Raw genomic sequence first — 20,472 nt, 5'->3', positions numbered from 1 at the left:
GGAAGAACTGTTCAGTAGCACAGTGCGACTTCCTGTCCGTGAGCAGACGCCTTAACATTCATGCATCTAGCCTTGCTTGCACCGTGAGGATAGAGCAGTGAGCGTAGTGTCAGTCGCACCAGGCTTTGCATCCCTTACTGGAGACCTGCGCCGGAAGGGGGTAGATAAGTAATGCCATACTTCGCGTAGATCTGCGCTGGTATCCGCTGCTCGACAACTCGTGACACCGCAGCATCCACGGCTCCAAGCAGCGCATCGTCCGCTCGGCGAAGCCCGACTGAAACACTCCAGCGCAGTGCCGGTTCTGGCTCGTATCCGTCGGGTATCCTTACTGCCGTGCTGGGGTGTTCGTGCCGATACCAGCCGACAATCACGGGGTTGGTGGCGCCGACTTCGATTTCGCCTGTCTCGATCGCGGCAATTATGTCTTCTTGAGAGGCGAAGACCGAAACGCGGAAGCCGTTTTTGGCCAGCCACTCGTGCTCGACGGTGCCAACCATGACGCCAATCTTCTGACCGTGCAAATCCTCAAGCCGACGAACCGAAGATCGAGATGAAATGACGAGGACAACACCGCTGTCTGCGTAAGGTCTCGAAAAGCGAAGAGGTAGATGCGTTGTCAGCGGCCCGGTAAGTCCCTCCCGATCGTAGCTTGCTGCGGAGGCGACGACGCCCATCAAGACATCGCAATCCGAGTTCTTAATATCCCCGGCATTTCGAACCCAGGTCACACCGAGCTCAAATCCCATCTCGTGCGCCAACACCTCCGCGAGTTCGACTTTGAACCCGGCAAGACCGCCTCTATCGGTGAGGTTCGAATAAGGGAGTGCGGATGGGTTGGCGCAGAGGCGTAGGATACCATTCTGCCGCACCTCTGCTAGTGATGCAGCGTCCGCACGGTGTGTTGTGCCTTGGGCGATGAGCGTCGCGAGTATGGCGATAGCAGCACTGCCAGGGATCAGACCATGATGCATCAACGAGGCTCCAGATTCCAAAGCCGCGCGCCGAAGCAAGTATTCACCCACCTTAAATAGTAGCGGTGTCGTCAGGCGACAACCCGAGTACTGCCGCCTGCCGTCAACACGATCAGTTGCCCCGCTCCTCACATCTGAGGTTCGCATCTAGGCGCGCTCGGAAGCGCGCTGCCTAGGTCGCCTTAGGGTCAATCGCGTTATTTTGGTCGTCGGCCGACTACTTCCGGTCTTCCCCTGGAAACGGACATCGTCAGGGTCGGTCGCCATGTCTGCCAACAACAGTTCATCCACGAGACGCGCGTGCGTTCACCCGGAGAGGAAGCTCATTATTCGCTTACGCGCTTTACTCGACGGAAATCGGCTTCGAATGTCGGGTCCGCTACTTCGCCAGATGCTAAGTCCATCCTGAACTCGTGCCACTTCTCGTCTATTGCTGAGTACCACTTCCCAATCAGTATATCTCCTGTGACGCATATCCCGGCAAAGCCGTCCCAAGATAATCGCGGCGTGGTCCATCTCCTTCCGTCTTTGCCCTCCGCCCAAAACCGAATGTGATCTCCAAACACGATGATCTCTAGCTCGGGCACCTCACACGAAAAGGATATATTGTCCGTCGTTTGTCCCATGAGTTCCTTCGTGCGCGGATCGACAAGATAGTCCGATCCGCCCGCGATCACGATGAGCCTCTTTCCATCAGGGTGGATGTAGACAGCGGTGTGATCATTCTCGCCGCATTGAAAATTTCCGGTCCACGCCTCGGTTGATGTAGGTCGAAACCTTATGACGAGGCCCTCGCTAAAGCCCAGATTGCTCGCCGGAAACGTTACCGCAACCGGTCCCGATGCCGGCAATCCCACAAGTATTTCGAAATCAACTTCGTTCAACCCGTGGCCCCTATGTTGCTCGCCGCTCGTCACAAGCCTAGGCCAGAAATCTGACGTGCGAAATGATCAAAAGATGACAGTCGGCCCGTACCCCAACCACGTCCGCTTCGAGTCATCCGCGACAGTTTGGCGATGTCCGGGCGATTTCCGCTTTCACCCTGAAAGCCGACATCCCTACCAAGCTTCGGCATGTCTCAAAGGTGCCAACATCGGAAGTTGGGCGCGCTAGTCAATCACGTCTTTGTCGCTACTGCCGCTCCATCCAGGCTCGATACGACCGCCGCGATGGCGTGGATGACTGGCGACGGCAATCATTACTTGTCGCGGACCATCGCGCCGGCGCGCCCAACCGGTTCTCGCATATGGCTTCGACGCCTATCTGAACGGCTGTTCAGGAAACTATTCCCCTTTTACTGGAACGTGTGGAGTTCTTGAAACGTTGACTGCGCTCATCCACCAATGGAGGAGAAATCACGTGTTAAAGAAATTCTTGATCGTCGCCGGCACCATACTGTTCGCTTCGTCTGCGTTCGCGCAGTCGGCGACCACGAAGAGCGCTCCCGGCCAGCAGATGCAGAAAGCACAGGAAACCGGCAAGCCGTCCACGGGTCCGGGCGCTTCGGAATATACACCGGGCCACAAGATGAAGGCCTCCAAGAAGACCGGAGCAAAATCTGCCGGACCGGGTGCCTCTGAATACGCGCCGGGCCATCAGACAACGACCGGTTCTTCCACGACGACTAAGAAGAAGTAAGCTCTATCTTCGAGGCAAAAGGAATGGCTCGGCAACGTAATGTGTGCCGGGCCTTTTTGCTGCTCACGCGTATAACCGTACAATTCATGAGAAAACTTCTTTTGCCCGCTTCACCCCCGCCGTCAGAGTTTTTATCATGGCTGCGTGCGGAGGTCAGTGCGCGGTTTGCTCCATGTCGGCTCTTGGTCAAAATGCGAAGAACTCAAGGTAAGCAAATCTAGTCCGCCATGCCTCACTGAGCGGACCTCAATGAGGCGGGTCGCCACTTCGCTGATGGGCCAGAAGCGAAAACCATACAAACCGAACCTGAAGTAAACACCCACCTCCGCATGACGCCATGTAGATCATATGCAGCTGGGGGCAGCGTGCGATGCAGGCGCATGAAATGCGCAACGGATAGGTTGAAAGATCGTCGGGACGACCGCGAGCTAAGCATGGTCGAGCCGCACGTAAATATCGGTGCGAGCTCAAGCTTTGAACGCCGAGGCTTAGTTAAAGAATGGGCGGTGCACCGGCCAACTCGCGCAACGTCGCCGAGCCAAGTGGACGGAGGTTGGTCGCTCAGGATCATTTTTTTCGCAGAATTTTATCCATTGTTTTTCCCTGGGCCAGTTCATCGATTAGTTTATCTAAGTAACGAATTTCTCGCATAGTTGGTTCTTTGATATCCTCCACTCGGACACCGCAAACTACGCCTTTAATCAAGGCTCGCGAAGGATTGATTTTAGGGGCCTTTGCAAAGAATGTTTCAAAGTCAGTCTGCTTTTCCAGTTGAGCTTCTAGCTCCTTCTGCTGATAGCCTGTCAACCAAGAGAGGACCTGATCGACCTCTGTTTTTGTGCGTCCTTTTTTCTCTGCTTTCGCAACGTAAAGTGGGTAAATGCTTGCGAAGCTCGTGGTATAGATTCGGTGTTTTGCCATGAGTGCGCCAGGGGGTCCCGTATTAAAGCATGTAAGGCCTGAGACCATCAGGCCGCCCCCAGGCACACAGAAGCCGTGCATCACTATTCCCGGGCTCAGCGCAAGGTACTGCCTCAGACGCTATTGAGGCAACGTGCTCAAATTCGGGTGCGACGAAAAGTAACGGTACAGCATGTACGGTGCACCGCTTTCGTCACGAAAGTGACTGCCTACGTGCGCTGGCGCAGAAAACCGATATTCAGATGGGCACTGACGGTGACGGGAGAACGTTCTGCTTTGGGTTCATTCCCGTCGGTTTGGCCAGACCACGGCGACTTCCGGTCTACCCCGGTGAACGGACATTCTCAGGATAAGCGGGCATGTCTCAAAGGTGCCGGTGCGGGTGAGCAAAATTGCCGCTCTTTCCGCCGCCAGAGCGTGACCCCGGCGCATGGGGCACGGCTTTTAATTATGTCTGAAATTCAATTGAGCGGCGCAACGCGGACTAGTTACTCGGCTGCTCGATCCTTTCGGTGCGCTGAAAATACGACATGAGCATCTGGCAAATTAGCGCCCACGAAGTGCCGAAGCACCACCCCGCCAGCACATCGCTCGGAAAATGAACTCCGAGATATATGCGGCTGACTCCGACCAACAGGGCCAGGATCGCCGCGGTCATTATAAGATGAATGCGAACTGAGCGGGAAGCTTGCGTCTGAGTGAGCATCAAGCCGAGCGTCAGATAGCAGACAGCCGAAATCGCTGCGTGCCCGCTCAGAAAGCTCAGCGTAGAGACCGGAGTGAGTGGAGCGACGAGATCGGGGCGCACTCGCGCAAACGCAAGCTTGAGCAGGGTATTGAGAAAGGCGCCGCTCAGGACCGTCGTCAGGACGAACAAACCGGCGTGACGTTTTCCTGTGGTAAAAAGGAACGTGGTTACGATCGTGACCAGCAGTGCAAGCACCGCGGTCTTGGGGCGGCTTGTTTTCTTTTGCGGAGATGAAACCAAGCCGCCTTCACAGCAAAGCTTGCAGCGAACAACGATCCGCCAAGAATCACTGTCCAAAAATTTATCGCGTACCCAAGCTGGACATCGAGATTTTCCGTTAGTTTAGAGGCCTCTGCATCGGCGGCCTCTCCGATGATCCAAACCGCCGCGCCAACGAGTGCGGCTGCGACCAGAAAGCCACGGAACAACCATCTAGAATTCGGGATCATCATCGCGACAAATGGTGATAGCAGCCCAGTGTACAGTGCGAACTTTGCAGTTATGTCTGGAGAGGGCATCCAACCTTCCTCGCAAACCAATCAACCAAGATAGGCGCGCCTTAAACATAGCTCTGTGATCGCGTCCAAGGATAGACCGAACGCGTCAACGACAGAACCAGCCAAACGCTAAAATTTGATCGAATGATGAGGTCTGCAATGGGTCAAAAGCGTCGTTTTCACCGTCTGACGAAGATTTCCGGTGTACCCCGGTGAACGGACATCGTCAGGGCCGGTCGGCATGTCTCAAAGGCCAGAAGCGGACGTCGCTATGAGTTGGCGCCGGTGGCTTCATGCGTTCACACTCGACCAGAGGCGCCGGGCGCCCCCGCCCTCGAACTGCTGAGCCGCGGTCTTCTGGCGGCCATCGGCGCATGGCTGCTTTTTCGCGCAATCCGCGGTGAGCCACACCGTCACGATGCTTGTCCGTGGGACTTGTGGCGGGTCTCGTATCGTGCCCGCCTCACGTTGTTCGCGATGGTCTACGCCCTGGCAAACAGTGTCCCACCGGCCGGCGTTGCTTTCGCCGCGGCGATGCTGCTGGGCGTCGCCCTGACGCCCTGCGTTGTTGGCGTTGCTGACAATCTTCGCACGCGAATGGCGCGTGCGAAGCTGGACCCGGCATGGCGCAACCCTAGCCCATCTGCCCCCGTCTCCTGGAAGGTGCCACCGGCGTCGCCCTGTTGCTGATCGGTCTCGCGCCGTTCGTTTGGTTGTCTGACCGCAAAGGATATGCCTTCGTGTCAGCGCCGACACTGAAAACGCTGCACTTTGAGGACGAGGAAATGCTGGACCGACAAGAACGCCATGGCGGTGAAGAGGCCGTTGTTTTTCCGCCCTTTCGACCCATGGTGGTTGGCACTTACCCCAAAGGGGAGTAGTTTCGCCGGACGGTCGTCAGGACGAGATCTTGATCTCCTCATCGTGCCGCCGGGCGCCCAAGGCGTTGCCGATCGTCGTCCCGACCAGAATAGGGTCACGATTCTGCTGAGGGAGGAGCGAATGATGCAATCCGGGCAATTCTGGATCATCACTGCGGCCGCGACATTGCTGCTCAGCGCAACCGCAGCGCATGCGGATACGACGTCCGTTAAGGCGTGGCAGGTTGTGCGCGTCGCGAAGACCGGTGCGCACTGCGTCGACGACAAGAACTGCATGAACCGCATGCACCCGGCCATCAAGCCGGTGAGTCGCGCCAACCCCAGTCAGCATATCGTCTTTGAAACGCGCGACGCCTTCGACTCCGACTTCAACCTCGGCTCCAAGCCCGAGGATGTGTCGGCGGCCGATCTCAATCTCGTCCATCCGCTGACCGGCCCGGTCTTCATCGAGGGTGCCCAGCGCGGCGACGTACTGGCGGTGACACTCCTCGACGTACAGCCGGACGACTACGGTTACACCGTGATCGTCCCGGGCTTCGGTTTCCTGCGCGATCGCTTCACCAAGCCTTTCATCGCCAATTGGAAACTCAACCGCAAGGAGGCGGTCTCCGACCAGATCCCGGGCGTCGTCATCCCCTTTAACGGATTTATGGGCACGGTCGGGGTGCTGCCGGGCCAGCCCGAGGTGGCCACGATCCTCACGCGCGAGGCGGCGCTGCAGAGCGCGGGCGGCGTCGTGCTGACTCCGCAGCCGCTCGGTGCGCTGCCGAGCGATGTCTGCGGTCAGAACGGAAGCAGCAAGAATGAGTGCCTGCGCACCATTCCGCCGCGCGAGAACGGTGGCAACATGGACATCAAGCAGATGGTGGTGGGCACGACGCTGCTGCTGCCCTGCTTCGTGGACGGGTGCGGGTTGTTCGTCGGCGACGTCCATTTCGCGCAAGGCGATGGCGAGGTCTCCGGCACGGCGATCGAGATGGGGGCGACGGTCACGCTGGTCACCGAGATCCGCAAAGCGCAAGCCGCGAAAGTCAAAGTCCCGCACTTCGAAGGCGGCGATCAGCTTATCCGGTTGGCGCCGACCGAGTTCTACGCCACCACCGGCTTCCCGCTGAAAGCCAAGGGCCAGATCCCGCCTTACCATACCTACCTCGACAGCCAGAAAATCGGCCCGCTCGAGAACCTCTCGGAGGATCTGATGCTGGCGGCGCGCAACGCCCTGATCGAGCTGATCGACTGGATGGTTAGCGAGAAGGGCCTCACGCCGGAGCAGGCATATGTCGTGGCGAGCGTGGCCGCCGACCTGCGTATCGGCAATGTCGTCGACGTGCCGAACTACGCAGTCTCCGCCATCCTGCCGACCACCATATTCCGCAAGTAGTAGCGTGTGGCATAAGATCGAAGGTCCTGAGGTTGGCGGGAGGCCGAGCCGCCGGGAATTCCTCCGAACGGCGGTGGCCGGCGCCGCAGCCATGTTCCTTTGTGGCCACGCACCCTATGGCCAGTGGGGCGTCTACCGCCGGCGTCACCTGCTGATCCTGACTTCGCGCGCCGATCCTCCCTCGTTCGAGCTCGGCAAGCGGGTAGCTGAGGTCCTCGCGGATCGCTTGCCGAGCAGCAAGGCTCAGGTGAGCAGGGCGCCGCACAAGGAGCGCATCGCCAGTCTGATGAGTTCGCAGCAGTTGGACGTCGCGCTGATGCGGCGCGACGATGCGGCAGCCCTTCGACAAGGGAGGCCCCCCTTCGCCGAGCACGGACCAGTCAAGCTGTTCACCGTCGTCGGCATCGGAGAGTATTTGTTCGTCTGCCGCGATGACTTTGCAGCACGCCATGCCTGGTTGATCGCCGAAGCGTTGGACAAGAGCCGCAGCGCCCTTCCCGAATTGCTGCTGCCGAGCGGTTCGTCCGCCGAGCCACCCGACTCGCGCATCCCGCTGCATCCTGGCGCTCTAGGTTATTTCACGGGCGCGCCCATGCCGGGCCTCGAGCCACATGCCCATGAGGATCGCACCCACGAGGTTGATGTCCCGCAATGAGCCGCGGCCCTAAGCTGGAGGCCGCCCAGACCTCTGCTTCTTCATCAATTGCGAGCCTCGTCGCGCCCTCGCAGCACTTCAGAAAAGGGGCAAAATGCGAAGAACTCACCGTGAGCAAACCTACTCCGCTACACGTCCATGAGCGGACCTCAATGCAACGTGCCGCCACTTCATCTACGGGCCAAACTCGGAGTCGTTCTCCGCAGTAATCAAGTCCCCTCCTCCGCCACATCGGCTAGTCTGCTTCAAGGCAGTCAGAATTCAGGTCTGGCAATGACGATTGCACGGACTTCTATGCGTCTAATTTGTCGAGTAAGGCCTTCGCCTTCTTGAAGTCTGATGTGTCGAAGCCCTCGGTGAACCATCCGTAGACCTGCGCGAGGAGACAGCGTGCTTCATTGCGCCTGTCCTGGTCGCACCAGAGTCGGGCGAGGCTGATGGCGGAGCGGAGTTCCCAGAGCTTCGCCTCCTGCTGGCGCGCGATCGCGATCGCGCGGAGAAAGTCGGCCTCCGCCTCGGCCTCAGCGTCCTGGTGAATGGTCCGCAACAGCTGGCCTCGCCGGCATCGCAGTTCGGCCTCGAACCACCGCACGCCCGATTTCTCGGTTAGAGACAAAGCCTCAGATAGTCGGCCGAGCCCGTCTTCGGGCGTTCCGGTCTTCACGTGCGCCGTGGCAAGCTGCGCGAGGTAGAACGGAAGAGTCCACGCCGCGCCGGATGCTTGGAATCCCTTGATCCCGAGCCGCAGCAGATCCATCCCGGCGTCTGGTTCGCCGGCCTCGACCAAGGTCCAGCCGCGATATGCCGTTCCCATCGCGAGAAAGAAGGCAAAGCCCTGCTCGGTAGTAAGCGCGATGAGCTCATCCGCGAGCAGGCGCACGGTCCGTGGATCGTCGAGCACGAAATGCAGCCGGCAGGCGACGCTTAACGCGAATGCGAGGCTGATGGGATGCGACAGCTCGCGCGCCTCTGCCAGGGCCTCCCTGCTCCGCGCCCGGGCCTGATCGGCGAAGCCCAAAAGCCCGAGTGTCAGCGACAGGAAGGAGAGCATCGCCACCCGGGCGTTCTCGGCGAACAGAAGCGTCAGAGATCGATGCTGCGTGGGATCGTAAAGTGCAAGCCCCTGCTCGAGGTGCGCGCGCGCCAGGCGCAACTCTCCGCGATGGAGCCAACTATCGCCGACCGCCCGATGACCGGCCACCCGGGCGGCCCTGTCGTTTTGTCGTCCGGCCAACTCAAGCAGTTCTTCGGCGGCGCGATGCGACAGTTTCGTCTCGGCGCGCACGTGGTGATGAACGAACTCGCCCCACAACGCCTTGAGCAGGTTCGGCGTGTCGTTCAGAAGCTCGCAGAGACGACGCGCCCGCGCGTAGGACTTTCCGGTCTCTTCGGCCGCATGGCCCCTTGCGGCGATCAGTGCGCCGCCGATTGCGAGTTGCAGTTGGAGTTCGGTGCGGCGGCTCTCGGCGGTGTCCGGTAGATCGGACAATAGATCGAGCGCCTTCCGCATCTGTCTGATCGCTTCTGCCGTGGCTGAGCGCGCCTTGGAACGTTCGCCGGCCTCCTGCCAATAGGAAACCGCCTTCTCGATCAGACCGGCATTTCCAAAGTGGTGCGCGAGGATCTCGGGTTGTGCTTCTGCCGTTGTCGCGAGCTTCGCCTCCAGTGCGCCAGCGATACGGCCGTGCAACTCGCGACGCTGGCCGCGCAGCAGCGTGCCGTATGCCGCGTCCTGCACCAATGCGTGTTTAAAGAGGAAGTGGGCATCGGGTGGTTCGCCGCGCCGAAACACCAACCCGGCACCTGTCAGCCGGTCTAGCGCCGATCGCAGCTCGCTCTCGCTCCGGCGCGCGGCGGCGGCGAGCAGATCGTAGGAGAACTCCCGGCCGATGGCCGCGCCGAGTTGCGCGACCTCCTTGGCGACCGGGCCAATACGGTCGAGCCTCGCCATCAGCGAAGCGTGCAAGGTGGGCGGCACTGCGAGCCGCGGGAGCGGTGCAGTGGAGACGGCGCGCTCGACCCCGGTGGCACCCGCTTCGAGCACAGCCTTGGTCAGTTCCTCGACGAACAGCGGCACACCGTCCGTTCGCTCGGCGATCTCAGTGACGAGCTCGGGCGGCAGTCCCCGGTCGCCTGTCATGCTCCGGATCAGCGCGGCGCCAGCGTTCTGATCAAGGCGGTTCAGAACCATCGTGCTGACGTGTGACTTTCTGGTCCATACAGACTGAAACTCGGGGCGGAAGGTGATCAGCGACAGCACCGGCAGGGTCGCCACCCGATCGATGGTCCGGTCCAGCAACTCGCGCGAGCTCGGATCGATCCATTGCGCGTCCTCGAAGACCATCATGACTGGGTGTCGCCGGGCCAGACCTTCAAGCTGCCGAAACAGGGCGTCAAAGGTCTTCTCTTTCTTTCGCTGGGGCGTAAGGGCAATCAGCAGATATCGCTCGCTGGTCGGGATCGATAGCAGCTCGGCAAGGATTGCTATGTCCTCGTCGGGCGGCAATGCTGGGGATAGCACCGCCCGCAGCTTGCTGAACCTGTGCTCCGGCGTGTCCTCACGCTCGAAATCGACGGTTCGCTGCAGCTGAGCAATGAAGGGATACAGCGCGCTATCCTGATGATGCGGTGCGCAGAAATATCGCAAGCGAGTGTGCGGCTCGTCCCCGATGCGCTCCTGGAGAGCCGCGACGAGGCGCGATTTGCCAATCCCCGGCTCCCCCGCCAGCAACACTACCTGGCCAGTGCCCGTCCTGGCACGCTGCCAATGCTGTACCAGCAGCTCAAGCTCCTCCTCGCGCCCAACCAATGGCGTGAGCTCTGCCGCGTGGAACGCCTCGAAGCGGCTTTCCGCCGTTCCCTCACGCAGCACCCGCCAGGCGCGCACCGGGGCGGCGAAGCCCTTCAGCATCACCGCGCCGAGATCCTCGTAATCAAAGAGCCCGCCGATGAGCCGCCGCGTGTCCTCGGCGATTACCACCCCGTCGGGCTCGGCGAGCGCTTGCAGTCGGGCGGCCAGGTTCGGCGTTTCGCCGAGCACCGCCTGCGGCTCGGCGGCCTCACTGCCGATGAGGTCCCCCACGATAACCAGACCAGTCGCGAGCCCGAGCCGCACCCGCAGCTCGAGATCCGGTGGGGCGCTCGGCGCGTGCCGGGCCGCGGCGATCTCAAGCGCGGCGCGCACTGCGCTCTCGGGATCATCCTCACGCGCTGAAGGATGACCGAACAGGATCAGCATGCCATCGCCGATGTAGCGGCTGATCGTGCCCCCGTACTTGCGGACGATGGCCGCCACACCATCGCGGTACTCGGCGATGACCTCCCGTAGATCTTCCGGGTCGAGCATGATCGCAAGCGCCGTCGAGCCGACGAGGTCGCAGAACATCACTGTGAGTTGGCGGCGCTCGGCGGAAGATTTTGGCGCGGATGACAAGGTCGATGGCTCCGTGACCCGCACCACGGTGGACGTCGCCGGTCGAGCCGCTGCCGATACTCGCGCGGCTTCCGTCGGCGTAAGCGCTGCGCCGCAGTCGCCGCAGAACCTTTTACCCGACGGGTTGTCGGCTCCGCACGCAGGGCAGCGCACGAATAGCGGCGCGCCGCAGTCGCCGCAGACTTTCTTACCCTCTGGGTTGACTCTGCCGCAGCTCGGGCAATCCATGTCGCACCCGATCCAATTGCTGATCTACATGAGCTCTCATCGGTTTTCCTCTAAGAGCGAACCTTCAGAGCGCGACATTGCTCCTTGGTTCCGGCAATTCCGGGCTAATGCAATTGGGAAGCTTCCTGGTTGTTGCATTTGCCATTTCGAACGCAGCTGCGACCTGCGCGATCAAGGACAGTTTGTTCATGGCAAGCTCCCTAGAAAACAGGGACAATCGCACCACGACTTCCAGCAATAATCTTAGTCCAATCCGCTCGCACCAAATGTGCGCCGTTTCACATCATTCAGTTTGTCCGCTCCTGGCAGCCTTAGGCTTCAACTTGCACGGGCTCCAACCGAGCATCGTGCGCAGTTCAAGTGAGCACATGGACAACGCGCTGTATGGAAGGCATGAACCTCCAAAGGACTGCGCGCCGATAAATGGGCGGTCGGCAGACAAACCAGACACTCAACGGTCAAACGGTCAGCAATTCAATCGACGTCGGCGATGAATGACAGGACATGTCGAGCCCAGTCCCTTGCGTGGGTCATATGCGGCGGGGAGGCCAGCGCGGATCGATGTCCGATCTACCGCAGACAACCGACGTGACAACGGCCTAAGTGTTGCTCGGCTGAGGGCCAGACTCGGAAGTTCCCGATTTTTGCGACACTATTGCCCTGCACTTGCGAAAGCCGCCTGGGAGCCGGCGTTACCTCTCTTCAGCTCAGGGCAGATGCGACGGCAAAGCGAACTAGAGAGCGGGCAATTGCCGAATTCACCGCCCGAGGTAAAATCGATCGATTGCACCGAGACCGCTGGTAATCTTACTCAAACGGTCGTTATCCGACTTCAATTATCAGTATCCGGGATATCCGACGAATACCGACGGCTTTGCGCGGAGGATGATCCGATGGAGTCCAGCAGTGCAGATTCTTCAACGATACTAGACCGCATTCTTGATGCGGCGGCGGACAATCTCAGGATCGCAAAGATTCTGGTTCAGATGGGTCTCGATCCCAACAACATCACCTACGACGCACTATTCAACCGGCTGCTGGAAATTGTGCTGGCCAACATCACGCTTGCCAATATGTTCGCCCTGGTTGGCGCCATCTTTCTTGTCGCTACCTTGCTGATGCATACAATGGTGCCGCTGCGCGTCGCGAACATAGCCGGCTGCACATTCTTCGTCGCCTTTGGCGCGCTCTCCGGAAACGTCGGAACTTTTATCCTGTATCTGCTGTTGCTGCCGATCAATGCAATTCGCCTCCGCCAGATGCTCAATCTGATCAAGAGGGCACGCATCGCGACGGAGGGCGATACCTCATTGGAATGGCTCAAACCGTTCATGACCGAGCGCAAATATCGCAGCGGCGATAAATTGTTCAAGAAAGATGATGCGGCCACCGAGATGTTCCTGACGGTCACTGGAAAGTTCCTGGTCACGGAGATCAGCGTCGAAATTCCGCCGGGACGTCTCATGGGCGAACTTGGCTTCCTTACTCCCAATAAACGGCGAACCGCGACCGTCGAATGCATAGAAGACGGACAAGTCCTGACCATAACTTATGAAAGGCTGCTCGAAATCTACTTTCAAAATCCGCAATTCGGCTATTACTTTCTCGTCCTGACCAGCCAGCGCCTGCTGGAAAACATCTCGCGGCTCGAAGGAATTATCGCACAAGAGAAAGCCGCGCGGCAGACTCTAGCCACGGATGACATAGCTTAACCTTTGGCTCTTGATGTCCCGCACTTTTGGTAACAGGACATCCCGACGCAGTGCGGGTTTCGCGAGGCAACAATTTCCGGTTCGGGTCATTCGCGTCGTTCCGACCGTGCGTCAATCACTTCCGGTCTACCCCGATAAGCAGACGTTTTCTGAGCCCGTCGGCATGTCTCAAAGGGGCCAGGATGCGAAGAACTCACCGTGAGCAAAACTGTGCGTTGAGGAGCTGCTGGGCACAACCCTGCCCGAATTGAAGAATCGGTTGTTACGGTAAGCGGGACACACCGGCTCGGCAGGTCCCTGACCAAGCCCGTTGCCTGCTCGCCAAGGCCGCATTTCTGGACCGCACTAGTGTCCTGAACCAAAAGTCCGTGGCATTTTAAGCGCTGGTTGGCAGATTGTAAGCGCAGAAGCGTTCGACTGATCTGAGAATATCGTCGGCTGATTTTGTCCATCGGAACGGCTTTGGGTTGTTGTTATGGTGTTCGATAAAGGACATGATCTCGGCGCGTAGTGCAGCCACACTGCGATAGATGCCGCGCCGGATCTTGCGCTCGGTGATGAGTGCAAAGAAACGTTCGACCTGATTGAGCCAGGATGAACTGGTTGGCGTCAAATGGACGTGCCAGCGCGGCCTCTTGGCCAGCCAGTTGCGGATCAGCGGCGTCTTGTGGGTTGCGTAATTGTCCATGACGAGATGAACGTCCAGACCGTCGGGTACGGCGGCTTCGATCTCGTCGAGAAATTTGCGGAACTCTTTGGCGCGATGGCGCCCGTAACACTTGCCGATGACCCGACCGGTTGCGATGTCGAGGGCAGCAAACAGCGATGTGGTGCCGTGACGTTTGTAGTCGTGACTACGGCGCGCCGGCTGGCCAGGTCGCATGGGCTGGCTGCGGTCCAGCGCCTGAATCTGCGACTTCTCATCGACACACAGCACGATGGCGCGCTCGGGCGGGGCCACGTAGAGGCCGACGACGTCACGAACCTTGGCCACGAAATCGGGGTCGGTCGAGAGCTTGAAGGTCTCCAACCGGTGCGGTTGCAGGCCGAACGCGCGCCATATCCGCTGTACGGTCGAGACTGACAGCCCGCTAGCCCGCGCCATGCCGCGCGAACTCCAGTGGGTGGCATCGGGGGGCTTCGTCTCAAGGGTGCGAACGATCATCGCCTCGATGCGGGCATCCTCGATCGTGCGCGGTGTCCCCGATCGCGGCTCGTCCCGAAGACCTTCAAGCCGACGTTCGGCGAAGCGCTGACGCCACTTGCTGACCGTGTCGGGGTCAATACCCAGGCGGGCCGCTACGACCTTGCTCTGCTCGCCCTCAGCACATGCCAGGATGATCTGAGCCCGCAGCGCCAAGCCCTGCGCCGTGCTCCGGCGCGATGCCAGCGACGTCAACTCGGCGCGTTCCACATCGTCGAGCCCCAGTGAAGGTCCGCTATCATCGAGTCGATTTGGAGTCCGCTATACTTCTGATTGAGGACACTAGTTTCGCACCAGAAACAGCCTGAACGAAATGCAGACGCGATCAAACGCAACCGAAACCGCAGCAAAAACAACGAAGCCGATCGTTATCCCGCCGCTCATAACGGTCTGGTTGCAGGTTCGAGTCCTGCCGGGCCCACCAGCCTTCTACGGCTCGGCAAGCCATCCTGCGATCATCAACGGGAAAGACAGCCGCAAGGCCGACGTGGTTCGCGGTCCCAACCAAAATATCGAAAACAACCCCATGCAAAGTAGCATGGTGGTCGCGGGCATGGATGCTTGCAATCCCGCGAGAACATTTTGACACGTCGGGCAAATCAGGGGCACTATTCAATGATCGCGCAATTTGAAAAACGCCCATGGGCCTGCCCGACAACGGGCTCTTCGGCGCGATTGCAGGCAAAATCCTTACCTACAACTGAATTGCCCCGACCTCCTTCAATCGGGGGTTGAGCCAAGTCTCTCAAAAAAAGCATGAGCGGCTCCGCAACAACTTAACCCTGCCAGGGCAGCGAGTACGTCCGGACGTTGGTGAACCCTTTCATGGCCTCCACAACTCCCTCCTTGTAGCCCTGCCCGGAGTCCTTGATGCCGCCGAACGGCGACATCTCGGTGCGATAGCCCGGCACCTCCCACACGTTCACGGTGCCGACCTCAAGTTCGTTGATGAAGCGCGTAATGTAATCGAGGCGATTTGTGCAAACTCCGGAAGACAGCCCGTAGGCTGTCGAATTGGAAATGCGGATCACCTCTGCGATGTCGTTCGGACAGCGAATCATCGGGATCACTGGTCCAAACGTCTCCTCATGCACGAGTTCGCAATTGTACGGCACGCGGTCGACGACGGTTGGGGCATAGAGGGCGCCCTGGCGATCGTTGCCGTGAAGCAGCTCGGCGCCCTTCGTCACCGCGTCATTGACACGGTTCTCGAACAGAACAGCGGATCGTTCATTGATGACCGTGCCAATATCGGTTTCCGGATCGGCCGGGTCACCGCATTTCAGCTTCCTGGCCTTTTCGAGCACGCATTTCGAGAATTCATCGGCGATCTTCTCGACGACGAGAATGCGCTTCACGGCTGTGCAGCGCTGGCCCGAATTCTTCGTCGCGCCCTGCACTGCCAGCTCGGCCGCCTTGTCGAGGTCGGCGTCCTCCATGACGATCAGCGGATCGTTGCCGCCGAGTTCGAGCACGATACGCTTGTAGCCTGCGGTGCGGGCGATGTGCTTGCCGACCCGAACGGAGCCCGTGAAAGTAACCAGGTCTGCGTCCGGATCCGTGATCATCGCATCGCCCATCGTGGACGGATTACCCGTGACCACGGAGAGCATCTCAGGCGGCAGTCCCGCTTCGTAGAGCACGTCCGCGAGTGCAAGTGCGGTCAGCGGAGTCAGCTCAGTCGGTTTGAGAACGACCCGGTTGTTCGTTGCGATCGCAGGCGCGAGCTTGTGGCTCACCATGTTGAGCGGATGATTGAATGGCGTGATCGCCGAGATGACGCCCAGCAACGGGGTCCGCAGCGTGTGGATACGGCGCGCCTTGCCGTTCGGCGAGATGTCGCAGGCATAGGACTCGCCGTCGTCCTTGACCGCGAGTTGTGCGGCGAACGACCAGACGTCGTAGGCGCGCGTCGACTCGTAGATCGCGTCCTTCCAGCAGAGGCCGGACTCCGCGGATATGATACGCGCGAAGGATGCGCGCCGACCGCGCAGCAGTTCAGCAGCCTTCTGCAGAATTTGCTGACGCTCGAAGCGCGACAGTTTTGGCTTGAACGCTTTCGCCTTGCCAAACGCTTCGCGCACGTGTTCGGGGCGCGCTGCCGGCACGGTGCCGACGAGCGACCCGTCGTAGGGATTGCGGACCTCGATCACATCGTCGGTCGTGACGTGTTTGCCGGCAATGCGCAACGACTCTCGCTTTGCCGCGTAACTGAAAGGCACGTTCATGGCATCGATCCTCAGGCTACGAGATTCAACGCGACGTCGAAGACGTCGAAATTGCGCAGCGTACGGCCGGCAGGAACCACGATCTTTCGATTCGCGATCATCGGCACGGTCTGCTCCGTGAGACCGCCGTGCGAACGCAGCGGCTCAGTTAGTCCCGACAGATCGTGCTTGGCGGCGGAGGTGCCGAGAACCTTGTGTTTCGACGACAGCACGACGACGTCGCCAATACGGTCGGCCGGAAGCTCGAACCGCTTGCACGCCTCTTCCGCCGGGATCGCAACCTCGACCCCCGCGATAGTCTTGATGTGATCGAGCACGGCTTGCCGCTTGTCGTTATCGACGTAGACAGTCGCGAATGAGCCGAGCGCACCATGATGCGCGACGTACGGGTCTGTGATCGGCAGAATCACGCGCGTCATCCCGGCACCGAATTTCCCGTCAAGGATCTCCTGCAGGTAGATGACGTCCGGCTCGCCGTTTGGCAGATGTTTGTCGTTCATGCCGTGATCGGCGGTCATCACCAGCACGCAGCCCAGCGCATCGAGCCCTCCGACGTAGCGGTCGAACATCTTGTAGAAGCTGTCGGCGATCGCAGAACCCGGCGCCGCCTTGTGCTGCACGTAGTCCGTGGTCGAAAGATACATCACGTCCGGCCGGAAGGTCTTGAGCAGCTTGACGCCGGCCGCGAAGACGAACTCCGACAGATCGGCCGAATAGACTTCCGGCAAATTCATACCGACGAATTCGAGCACGTTTTCGATGCCGTTTTCGGCCATGTTGGCCTTGTCGGCCTTCTCCGACGAGAACGCGATGGCGGTCCCCTTTTGGAAGTCGAGGCCCTTCCCCAGCAGCGTGCGCAACTTGTCCTTCGCGGTCACCATGGCGACCTTGCTGCCGGCCTTCTGGAACTCGGCGAGGATCGTGGGTGCGCGCAGGAAGCGGGCGTCGTTCATCATTACTTCCTGCTTTACCTCGCGGTCATAGAAGAAGTTGCCGGCGATGCCGTGCACGGCCGGCGGTCGGCCGGTGATGATCGACAGGTTGTTCGGGTTTGTGAAGCTCGGGATCACCGACAGCGCGAGCGTGTTCGTGCCGGTCTTCAGTATCCGTTCGAGGTTGGGGCAGAGTCCCTTCTCGATAGCGCGCTCGATATAGCCGGGCTCGGAACCGTCGATACAAATGACGACGGTCGGGGTATTGGGGACGCGATAGCTGCGGCCATTCGTCGTCACGGAAGCGGGAGTACGTGTGAGCATGGCTCATCCTTTCCAGTGTTGCGCCACGCGGTGACGCTCTAAGGGGTGTCTTTTTCCCGGCAATACCGAGAGGCGGATAAAGTGGCCGGCAATGTTCGGTGCCGGCCGAGTTGCGTCAGCGGATCATCGAGCGGACGCGGGAGGAAAGGAGGTCGGTGACCAACACCATCGCAAGGATGACCAGGATGCAGGTCGCCGTGTCCTGATATTGGAACAGCTTCATCGAGGACACGAGTTCGAAACCGATGCCGCCCGCGCCGACCATGCCGAGCACGGTGGATTGGCGCACGTTGGTCTCGAGACGGTAGAAGATGGTACCGAGCCAGGCCGGCAGCACTTGCGGCAGCACGCCGAAGAAGAAGGTCTTGAACGGGCCGGCGGCGGCCGAGCGGAACGCTTCGAGCGGACCTTCGTCGATGTCTTCCATGGCTTCGGCAAAGAACTTGCCGAGCATACCCGCGCCGTGGATGGCGAGAGCGAGCACGCCGGCGAACGGGCCGAGGCCGATGGCGGCGACGAAGATCAGCGCCAGGATAATCTCGTTGATGCCGCGCATGCAGTTCAGCACTTGGCGGGTGAAGTGATAAATCGCCGGATGCGGTGAAAGGTTGCGAGCCGCAAAAAAGCTGATCGGCAGCGAGATCGCCACGCCGAGCAACGTTCCCCAGATCGCGACCTGCAGGCTTTCCAGCGCGGGCCGCCAGAGCTTCTCAATGAACTCCAGATTCGGCGGCATCATGCGGACCAGAAAGTCCCACATATAAGGGATGCCGTTCCAGAGATTGGCCGCGTTGATCTGCGATCCGACTGCAGCCCAATACAGGAAGCCCACGATCACCAGACCGAGGACGCCGGTGCCCCACCAGCCGAAGCGGCCCTGAGGCGGACGAAGAACGAGTTGGTAGCTGGACATGGTCGTCTCCTGCTCAGGCGGATGCCGCAAGGGCGATGGGATCGAGCGAATTCGACACCAGGCGTGGGCCGGCATTCGGCCGCAACACGCGGGCGACGCCCGGATCTTCCAATCCCGGATAGATCTGGTGCACGACGTCGACAGTGAGGTGGTCCGGCGTATCGTCGAACACCACTTTGCCTCCCGAGAGACCAACGATGCGCTCGCCAAATTCGACTGCGTAGTCGACCTGATGCAGATTGCAGATGACGGCGATGCCTTCTTCCTTGCAGATCGCCTTGAGATAGCCGAGCACGACACGCGAGGTTTTCGGGTCGAGGCTGGCCACCGGCTCGTCGCACAGGATGACCGCCGGGCGTTGGGCCAGCGCACGGGCAATGCCGATGCGCTGCTGCTCGCCGCCGGAGAGCTGGTCGGCGCGCGCCATTGCCTTGTGTGTCAGCTCGACGCGCTGAAGACATTCCATTGCGATCTCGACGTCCTTCGTCGGGAAGATTTGAAGCGCCGAGAGGATCGACGACATCCCGGCCATGCGACCGACCAGGATGTTCTTGAGTACGGTGAGTCGCTTTACCAGGTTGTGGTGCTGGAAGATCATCGCGACCGGGCGCAAGCGTCCGCCGGCCGCGCGTTTGGAGTCGAAGATCGTGCCGTCGATGACGATCTGGCCGGCGTCCGGCGGCGTGAGGCCGTTGATGCAACGGAGCATGGTGGATTTTCCGGCGCCGCTCGGCCCCAGCACGACGAGGAATTCGCCTGACTTGACTTCGAGGTCGATGCCCTGGAGCACCGGCTTCCCGCCGTAAGATTTCTTCAAACCTGCGATCTTGATCATCTGAGCAGTCCTATGCCGGAGGGTGGTTACGGCGGGTCAGCGCAGCGGGCTCATTTCATCTTTTTCAGATCGAGATTGAGCGCCTTTGCGGTATCCCGAATCACATCGTAGGCCGCATCGTTGGTTTCGACGAAGCGGTTGAGCTTGCCCTGGTCGGCCCAGGTGATGTCCTTGATGTTAAAGAACGCGGTCTTGATCTTTGCCTTCAGTTCCGGTGTCAGATTCTTGCGCCACACCGTCGGCGATTCCGGGATCGGGTCAGAACTCCACACGACGTGGATGTCCTCGCGCTTGACGAGATTCTTCTGCACTGCGGCGTCGAAGATGCGGTCAGCGATGGTGGCCGCGTCGACACGCTTGTTGGCGACCGCCAGTGCGTTGGCATCGTGCGAGCCGGTGAAAAGAACGCGGCCAAAGAACTTCTCCGGGTCGATTCCGAGCTTGAGCAGGCCGGCCTTGGGGAAGAGATGGCCGGAAGTCGAAGACGGATCGACGAACGCGAAGGTCCTGCCCTTCAGATCGTTGATGTCCTTGATGCCACTGTCTTTCCGTGTGATGATCTGGCTGTGATAGAAAGTACGTCCGGACTTTTGTGTCTCGGCGGTAGCAAACGCCTCGATGTTGGCCACGGAGGCGCCGAGCACATAGGAGAACGGGCCGAGATAGGCCACCTCGATGTGACCGGCGCGCATCGCCTCGATGACGCCGTTGTAGTCGGCGGCAACGAACCCCTGCACCTTCATGCCGAGATTCTTTTCGAGCGCATCGAGCAGCTGCTGGCTCGACGCCAGCATCGCGCGAGAATCTTCTGATGGAATGAGACCGACGCGGATCACACCCTCTGCACGCAACACATTCGGCATGGCGACCAAGGCGCCGGCCACAGCAACGGACCCGACGAGCATTTTCCGACGCGTGATGTTCATGTTTTCCTCCTGTGATTCCGTTGGTCTTTTTGACCATTGCCG

The 20,472-nt window shown here is 60.0% G+C and carries 16 protein-coding genes and 1 pseudogene; 5 read left to right on the top strand and 12 right to left on the bottom strand.

Annotation, left to right across the window (positions count from 1 at the left end):
- Nucleotides 1-134: 134 nt before the first annotated feature.
- A complete protein-coding gene (locus tag V1290_RS29010) occupies nt 135-974 on the bottom strand; it encodes a substrate-binding periplasmic protein (RefSeq protein WP_334367549.1) in 840 nt (279 codons plus the stop codon).
- Between the two features lie 326 nt (nt 975-1,300).
- Nucleotides 1,301-1,858, bottom strand: a complete 558-nt coding sequence (locus V1290_RS29005) for a hypothetical protein (RefSeq protein ID WP_334367548.1) — start codon at nt 1,856-1,858, stop codon at nt 1,301-1,303.
- A 475-nt stretch (nt 1,859-2,333) separates the two neighbouring features.
- Between V1290_RS29005 and V1290_RS29000 the strand changes: the two genes are divergently transcribed.
- Nucleotides 2,334-2,612 carry a hypothetical protein gene (locus V1290_RS29000; RefSeq protein ID WP_334367547.1) on the top strand — a complete coding sequence of 93 codons (279 nt, stop codon included), beginning with the start codon at nt 2,334-2,336 and terminating at the stop codon, nt 2,610-2,612.
- 567 nt (nt 2,613-3,179) lie between these two features.
- On the opposite strand, the gene V1290_RS28995 is transcribed toward V1290_RS29000, so the two are convergent.
- Together V1290_RS28995 and V1290_RS28990 are read right to left on the bottom strand one after the other, a co-directional pair.
- Complete coding sequence (locus V1290_RS28995) at nt 3,180-3,533, bottom strand: DUF2200 domain-containing protein (RefSeq protein ID WP_334367546.1); 354 nt, start codon at nt 3,531-3,533, stop codon at nt 3,180-3,182.
- Between the two features lie 484 nt (nt 3,534-4,017).
- A complete protein-coding gene (locus V1290_RS28990) occupies nt 4,018-4,578 on the bottom strand; it encodes a phosphatase PAP2 family protein (RefSeq protein ID WP_334367545.1) in 561 nt (186 codons plus the stop codon).
- A gap of 1,007 nt (nt 4,579-5,585) precedes the next feature.
- Between V1290_RS28990 and V1290_RS28985 the strand changes: the two genes are divergently transcribed.
- Together V1290_RS28985 and V1290_RS28980 are read left to right on the top strand one after the other, a co-directional pair.
- Complete coding sequence (locus tag V1290_RS28985; RefSeq protein WP_334367544.1) at nt 5,586-7,040, top strand: acetamidase/formamidase family protein; 1,455 nt, start codon at nt 5,586-5,588, stop codon at nt 7,038-7,040.
- 73 nt (nt 7,041-7,113) lie between these two features.
- Nucleotides 7,114-7,695 (top strand): hypothetical protein, encoded by a 582-nt coding sequence (locus tag V1290_RS28980; protein WP_334367543.1) that lies wholly within the window; start codon nt 7,114-7,116, stop codon nt 7,693-7,695.
- Between the two features lie 292 nt (nt 7,696-7,987).
- On the opposite strand, the gene V1290_RS28975 is transcribed toward V1290_RS28980, so the two are convergent.
- Together V1290_RS28975 and V1290_RS36615 are read right to left on the bottom strand one after the other, a co-directional pair.
- On the bottom strand, nt 7,988-11,128 hold the full coding sequence (locus V1290_RS28975) for an AAA family ATPase (protein WP_334367542.1): 3,141 nt from the start codon (nt 11,126-11,128) through the stop codon (nt 7,988-7,990).
- Between the two features lie 150 nt (nt 11,129-11,278).
- Nucleotides 11,279-11,356: pseudogene (locus tag V1290_RS36615) on the bottom strand (zinc-ribbon domain-containing protein); the annotation flags it as partial.
- Nucleotides 11,357-12,249: 893 nt separating this feature from the next.
- Here V1290_RS36615 and V1290_RS28965 point away from each other — a divergent pair.
- A complete protein-coding gene (locus V1290_RS28965; RefSeq protein WP_334367540.1) occupies nt 12,250-13,068 on the top strand; it encodes a Crp/Fnr family transcriptional regulator in 819 nt (272 codons plus the stop codon).
- A gap of 376 nt (nt 13,069-13,444) precedes the next feature.
- On the opposite strand, the gene V1290_RS28960 is transcribed toward V1290_RS28965, so the two are convergent.
- A complete protein-coding gene (locus V1290_RS28960; protein ID WP_334369205.1) occupies nt 13,445-14,497 on the bottom strand; it encodes an IS630 family transposase in 1,053 nt (350 codons plus the stop codon).
- Nucleotides 14,498-14,585: 88 nt separating this feature from the next.
- On the opposite strand from V1290_RS28960, the gene V1290_RS28955 reads away from it, so the two are divergent.
- Nucleotides 14,586-14,858: a hypothetical protein gene (locus V1290_RS28955; RefSeq protein ID WP_334367539.1), complete on the top strand. Its 273-nt coding sequence runs from the start codon at nt 14,586-14,588 to the stop codon at nt 14,856-14,858.
- Nucleotides 14,859-15,048: 190 nt separating this feature from the next.
- Here V1290_RS28955 and phnY read toward each other — a convergent pair whose 3' ends face one another.
- The 5 genes from phnY to phnD all read right to left on the bottom strand — a co-directional run bounded on the left by phnY (nt 15,049) and on the right by phnD (nt 20,430).
- Entirely contained in the window at nt 15,049-16,500 is a 1,452-nt protein-coding gene (gene phnY, locus V1290_RS28950) for a phosphonoacetaldehyde dehydrogenase (RefSeq protein WP_334367538.1), read from the bottom strand.
- An 11-nt stretch (nt 16,501-16,511) separates the two neighbouring features.
- A complete protein-coding gene (gene phnA, locus V1290_RS28945) occupies nt 16,512-17,756 on the bottom strand; it encodes a phosphonoacetate hydrolase (RefSeq protein ID WP_334367537.1) in 1,245 nt (414 codons plus the stop codon).
- 115 nt (nt 17,757-17,871) lie between these two features.
- Nucleotides 17,872-18,669 (bottom strand): phosphonate ABC transporter, permease protein PhnE, encoded by a 798-nt coding sequence (gene phnE / locus V1290_RS28940; RefSeq protein ID WP_334367536.1) that lies wholly within the window; start codon nt 18,667-18,669, stop codon nt 17,872-17,874.
- Nucleotides 18,670-18,682: 13 nt separating this feature from the next.
- Nucleotides 18,683-19,504 (bottom strand): phosphonate ABC transporter ATP-binding protein, encoded by an 822-nt coding sequence (gene phnC, locus V1290_RS28935; protein ID WP_334367535.1) that lies wholly within the window; start codon nt 19,502-19,504, stop codon nt 18,683-18,685.
- A gap of 50 nt (nt 19,505-19,554) precedes the next feature.
- Nucleotides 19,555-20,430 (bottom strand): phosphonate ABC transporter substrate-binding protein, encoded by an 876-nt coding sequence (gene phnD, locus V1290_RS28930; protein WP_334367534.1) that lies wholly within the window; start codon nt 20,428-20,430, stop codon nt 19,555-19,557.
- Between the last annotated feature and the right edge of the window lie 42 nt (nt 20,431-20,472).

The organism is Bradyrhizobium sp. AZCC 1578 (genome assembly GCF_036924675.1).
In the GTDB taxonomy this organism is placed as follows: domain Bacteria; phylum Pseudomonadota; class Alphaproteobacteria; order Rhizobiales; family Xanthobacteraceae; genus Bradyrhizobium.
This window is presented reverse-complemented; position numbering and strand designations above follow the sequence as displayed.

Excerpts from the sequence above, each read along its gene's own strand:
- V1290_RS28985 (WP_334367544.1), top strand. The coding sequence starts at position 5,586 with ATGGCGGTGAAGAGGCCGTTGTTTTTCCGCCCTTTCGACCCATGGTGG.
- phnC (WP_334367535.1), bottom strand. The coding sequence starts at position 19,504 with ATGATCAAGATCGCAGGTTTGAAGAAATCTTACGGCGGGAAGCCGGTG.
- phnD (WP_334367534.1), bottom strand. The coding sequence starts at position 20,430 with ATGAACATCACGCGTCGGAAAATGCTCGTCGGGTCCGTTGCTGTGGCC.
- V1290_RS28995 (WP_334367546.1), bottom strand. The coding sequence starts at position 3,533 with ATGGCAAAACACCGAATCTATACCACGAGCTTCGCAAGCATTTACCCA.
- phnY (WP_334367538.1), bottom strand. The coding sequence starts at position 16,500 with ATGAACGTGCCTTTCAGTTACGCGGCAAAGCGAGAGTCGTTGCGCATT.
- phnA (WP_334367537.1), bottom strand. The coding sequence starts at position 17,756 with ATGCTCACACGTACTCCCGCTTCCGTGACGACGAATGGCCGCAGCTAT.
- V1290_RS28965 (WP_334367540.1), top strand. The coding sequence starts at position 12,250 with ATGGAGTCCAGCAGTGCAGATTCTTCAACGATACTAGACCGCATTCTT.
- V1290_RS29010 (WP_334367549.1), bottom strand. The coding sequence starts at position 974 with ATGCATCATGGTCTGATCCCTGGCAGTGCTGCTATCGCCATACTCGCG.
- V1290_RS28955 (WP_334367539.1), top strand. The coding sequence starts at position 14,586 with ATGCAGACGCGATCAAACGCAACCGAAACCGCAGCAAAAACAACGAAG.
- phnE (WP_334367536.1), bottom strand. The coding sequence starts at position 18,669 with ATGTCCAGCTACCAACTCGTTCTTCGTCCGCCTCAGGGCCGCTTCGGC.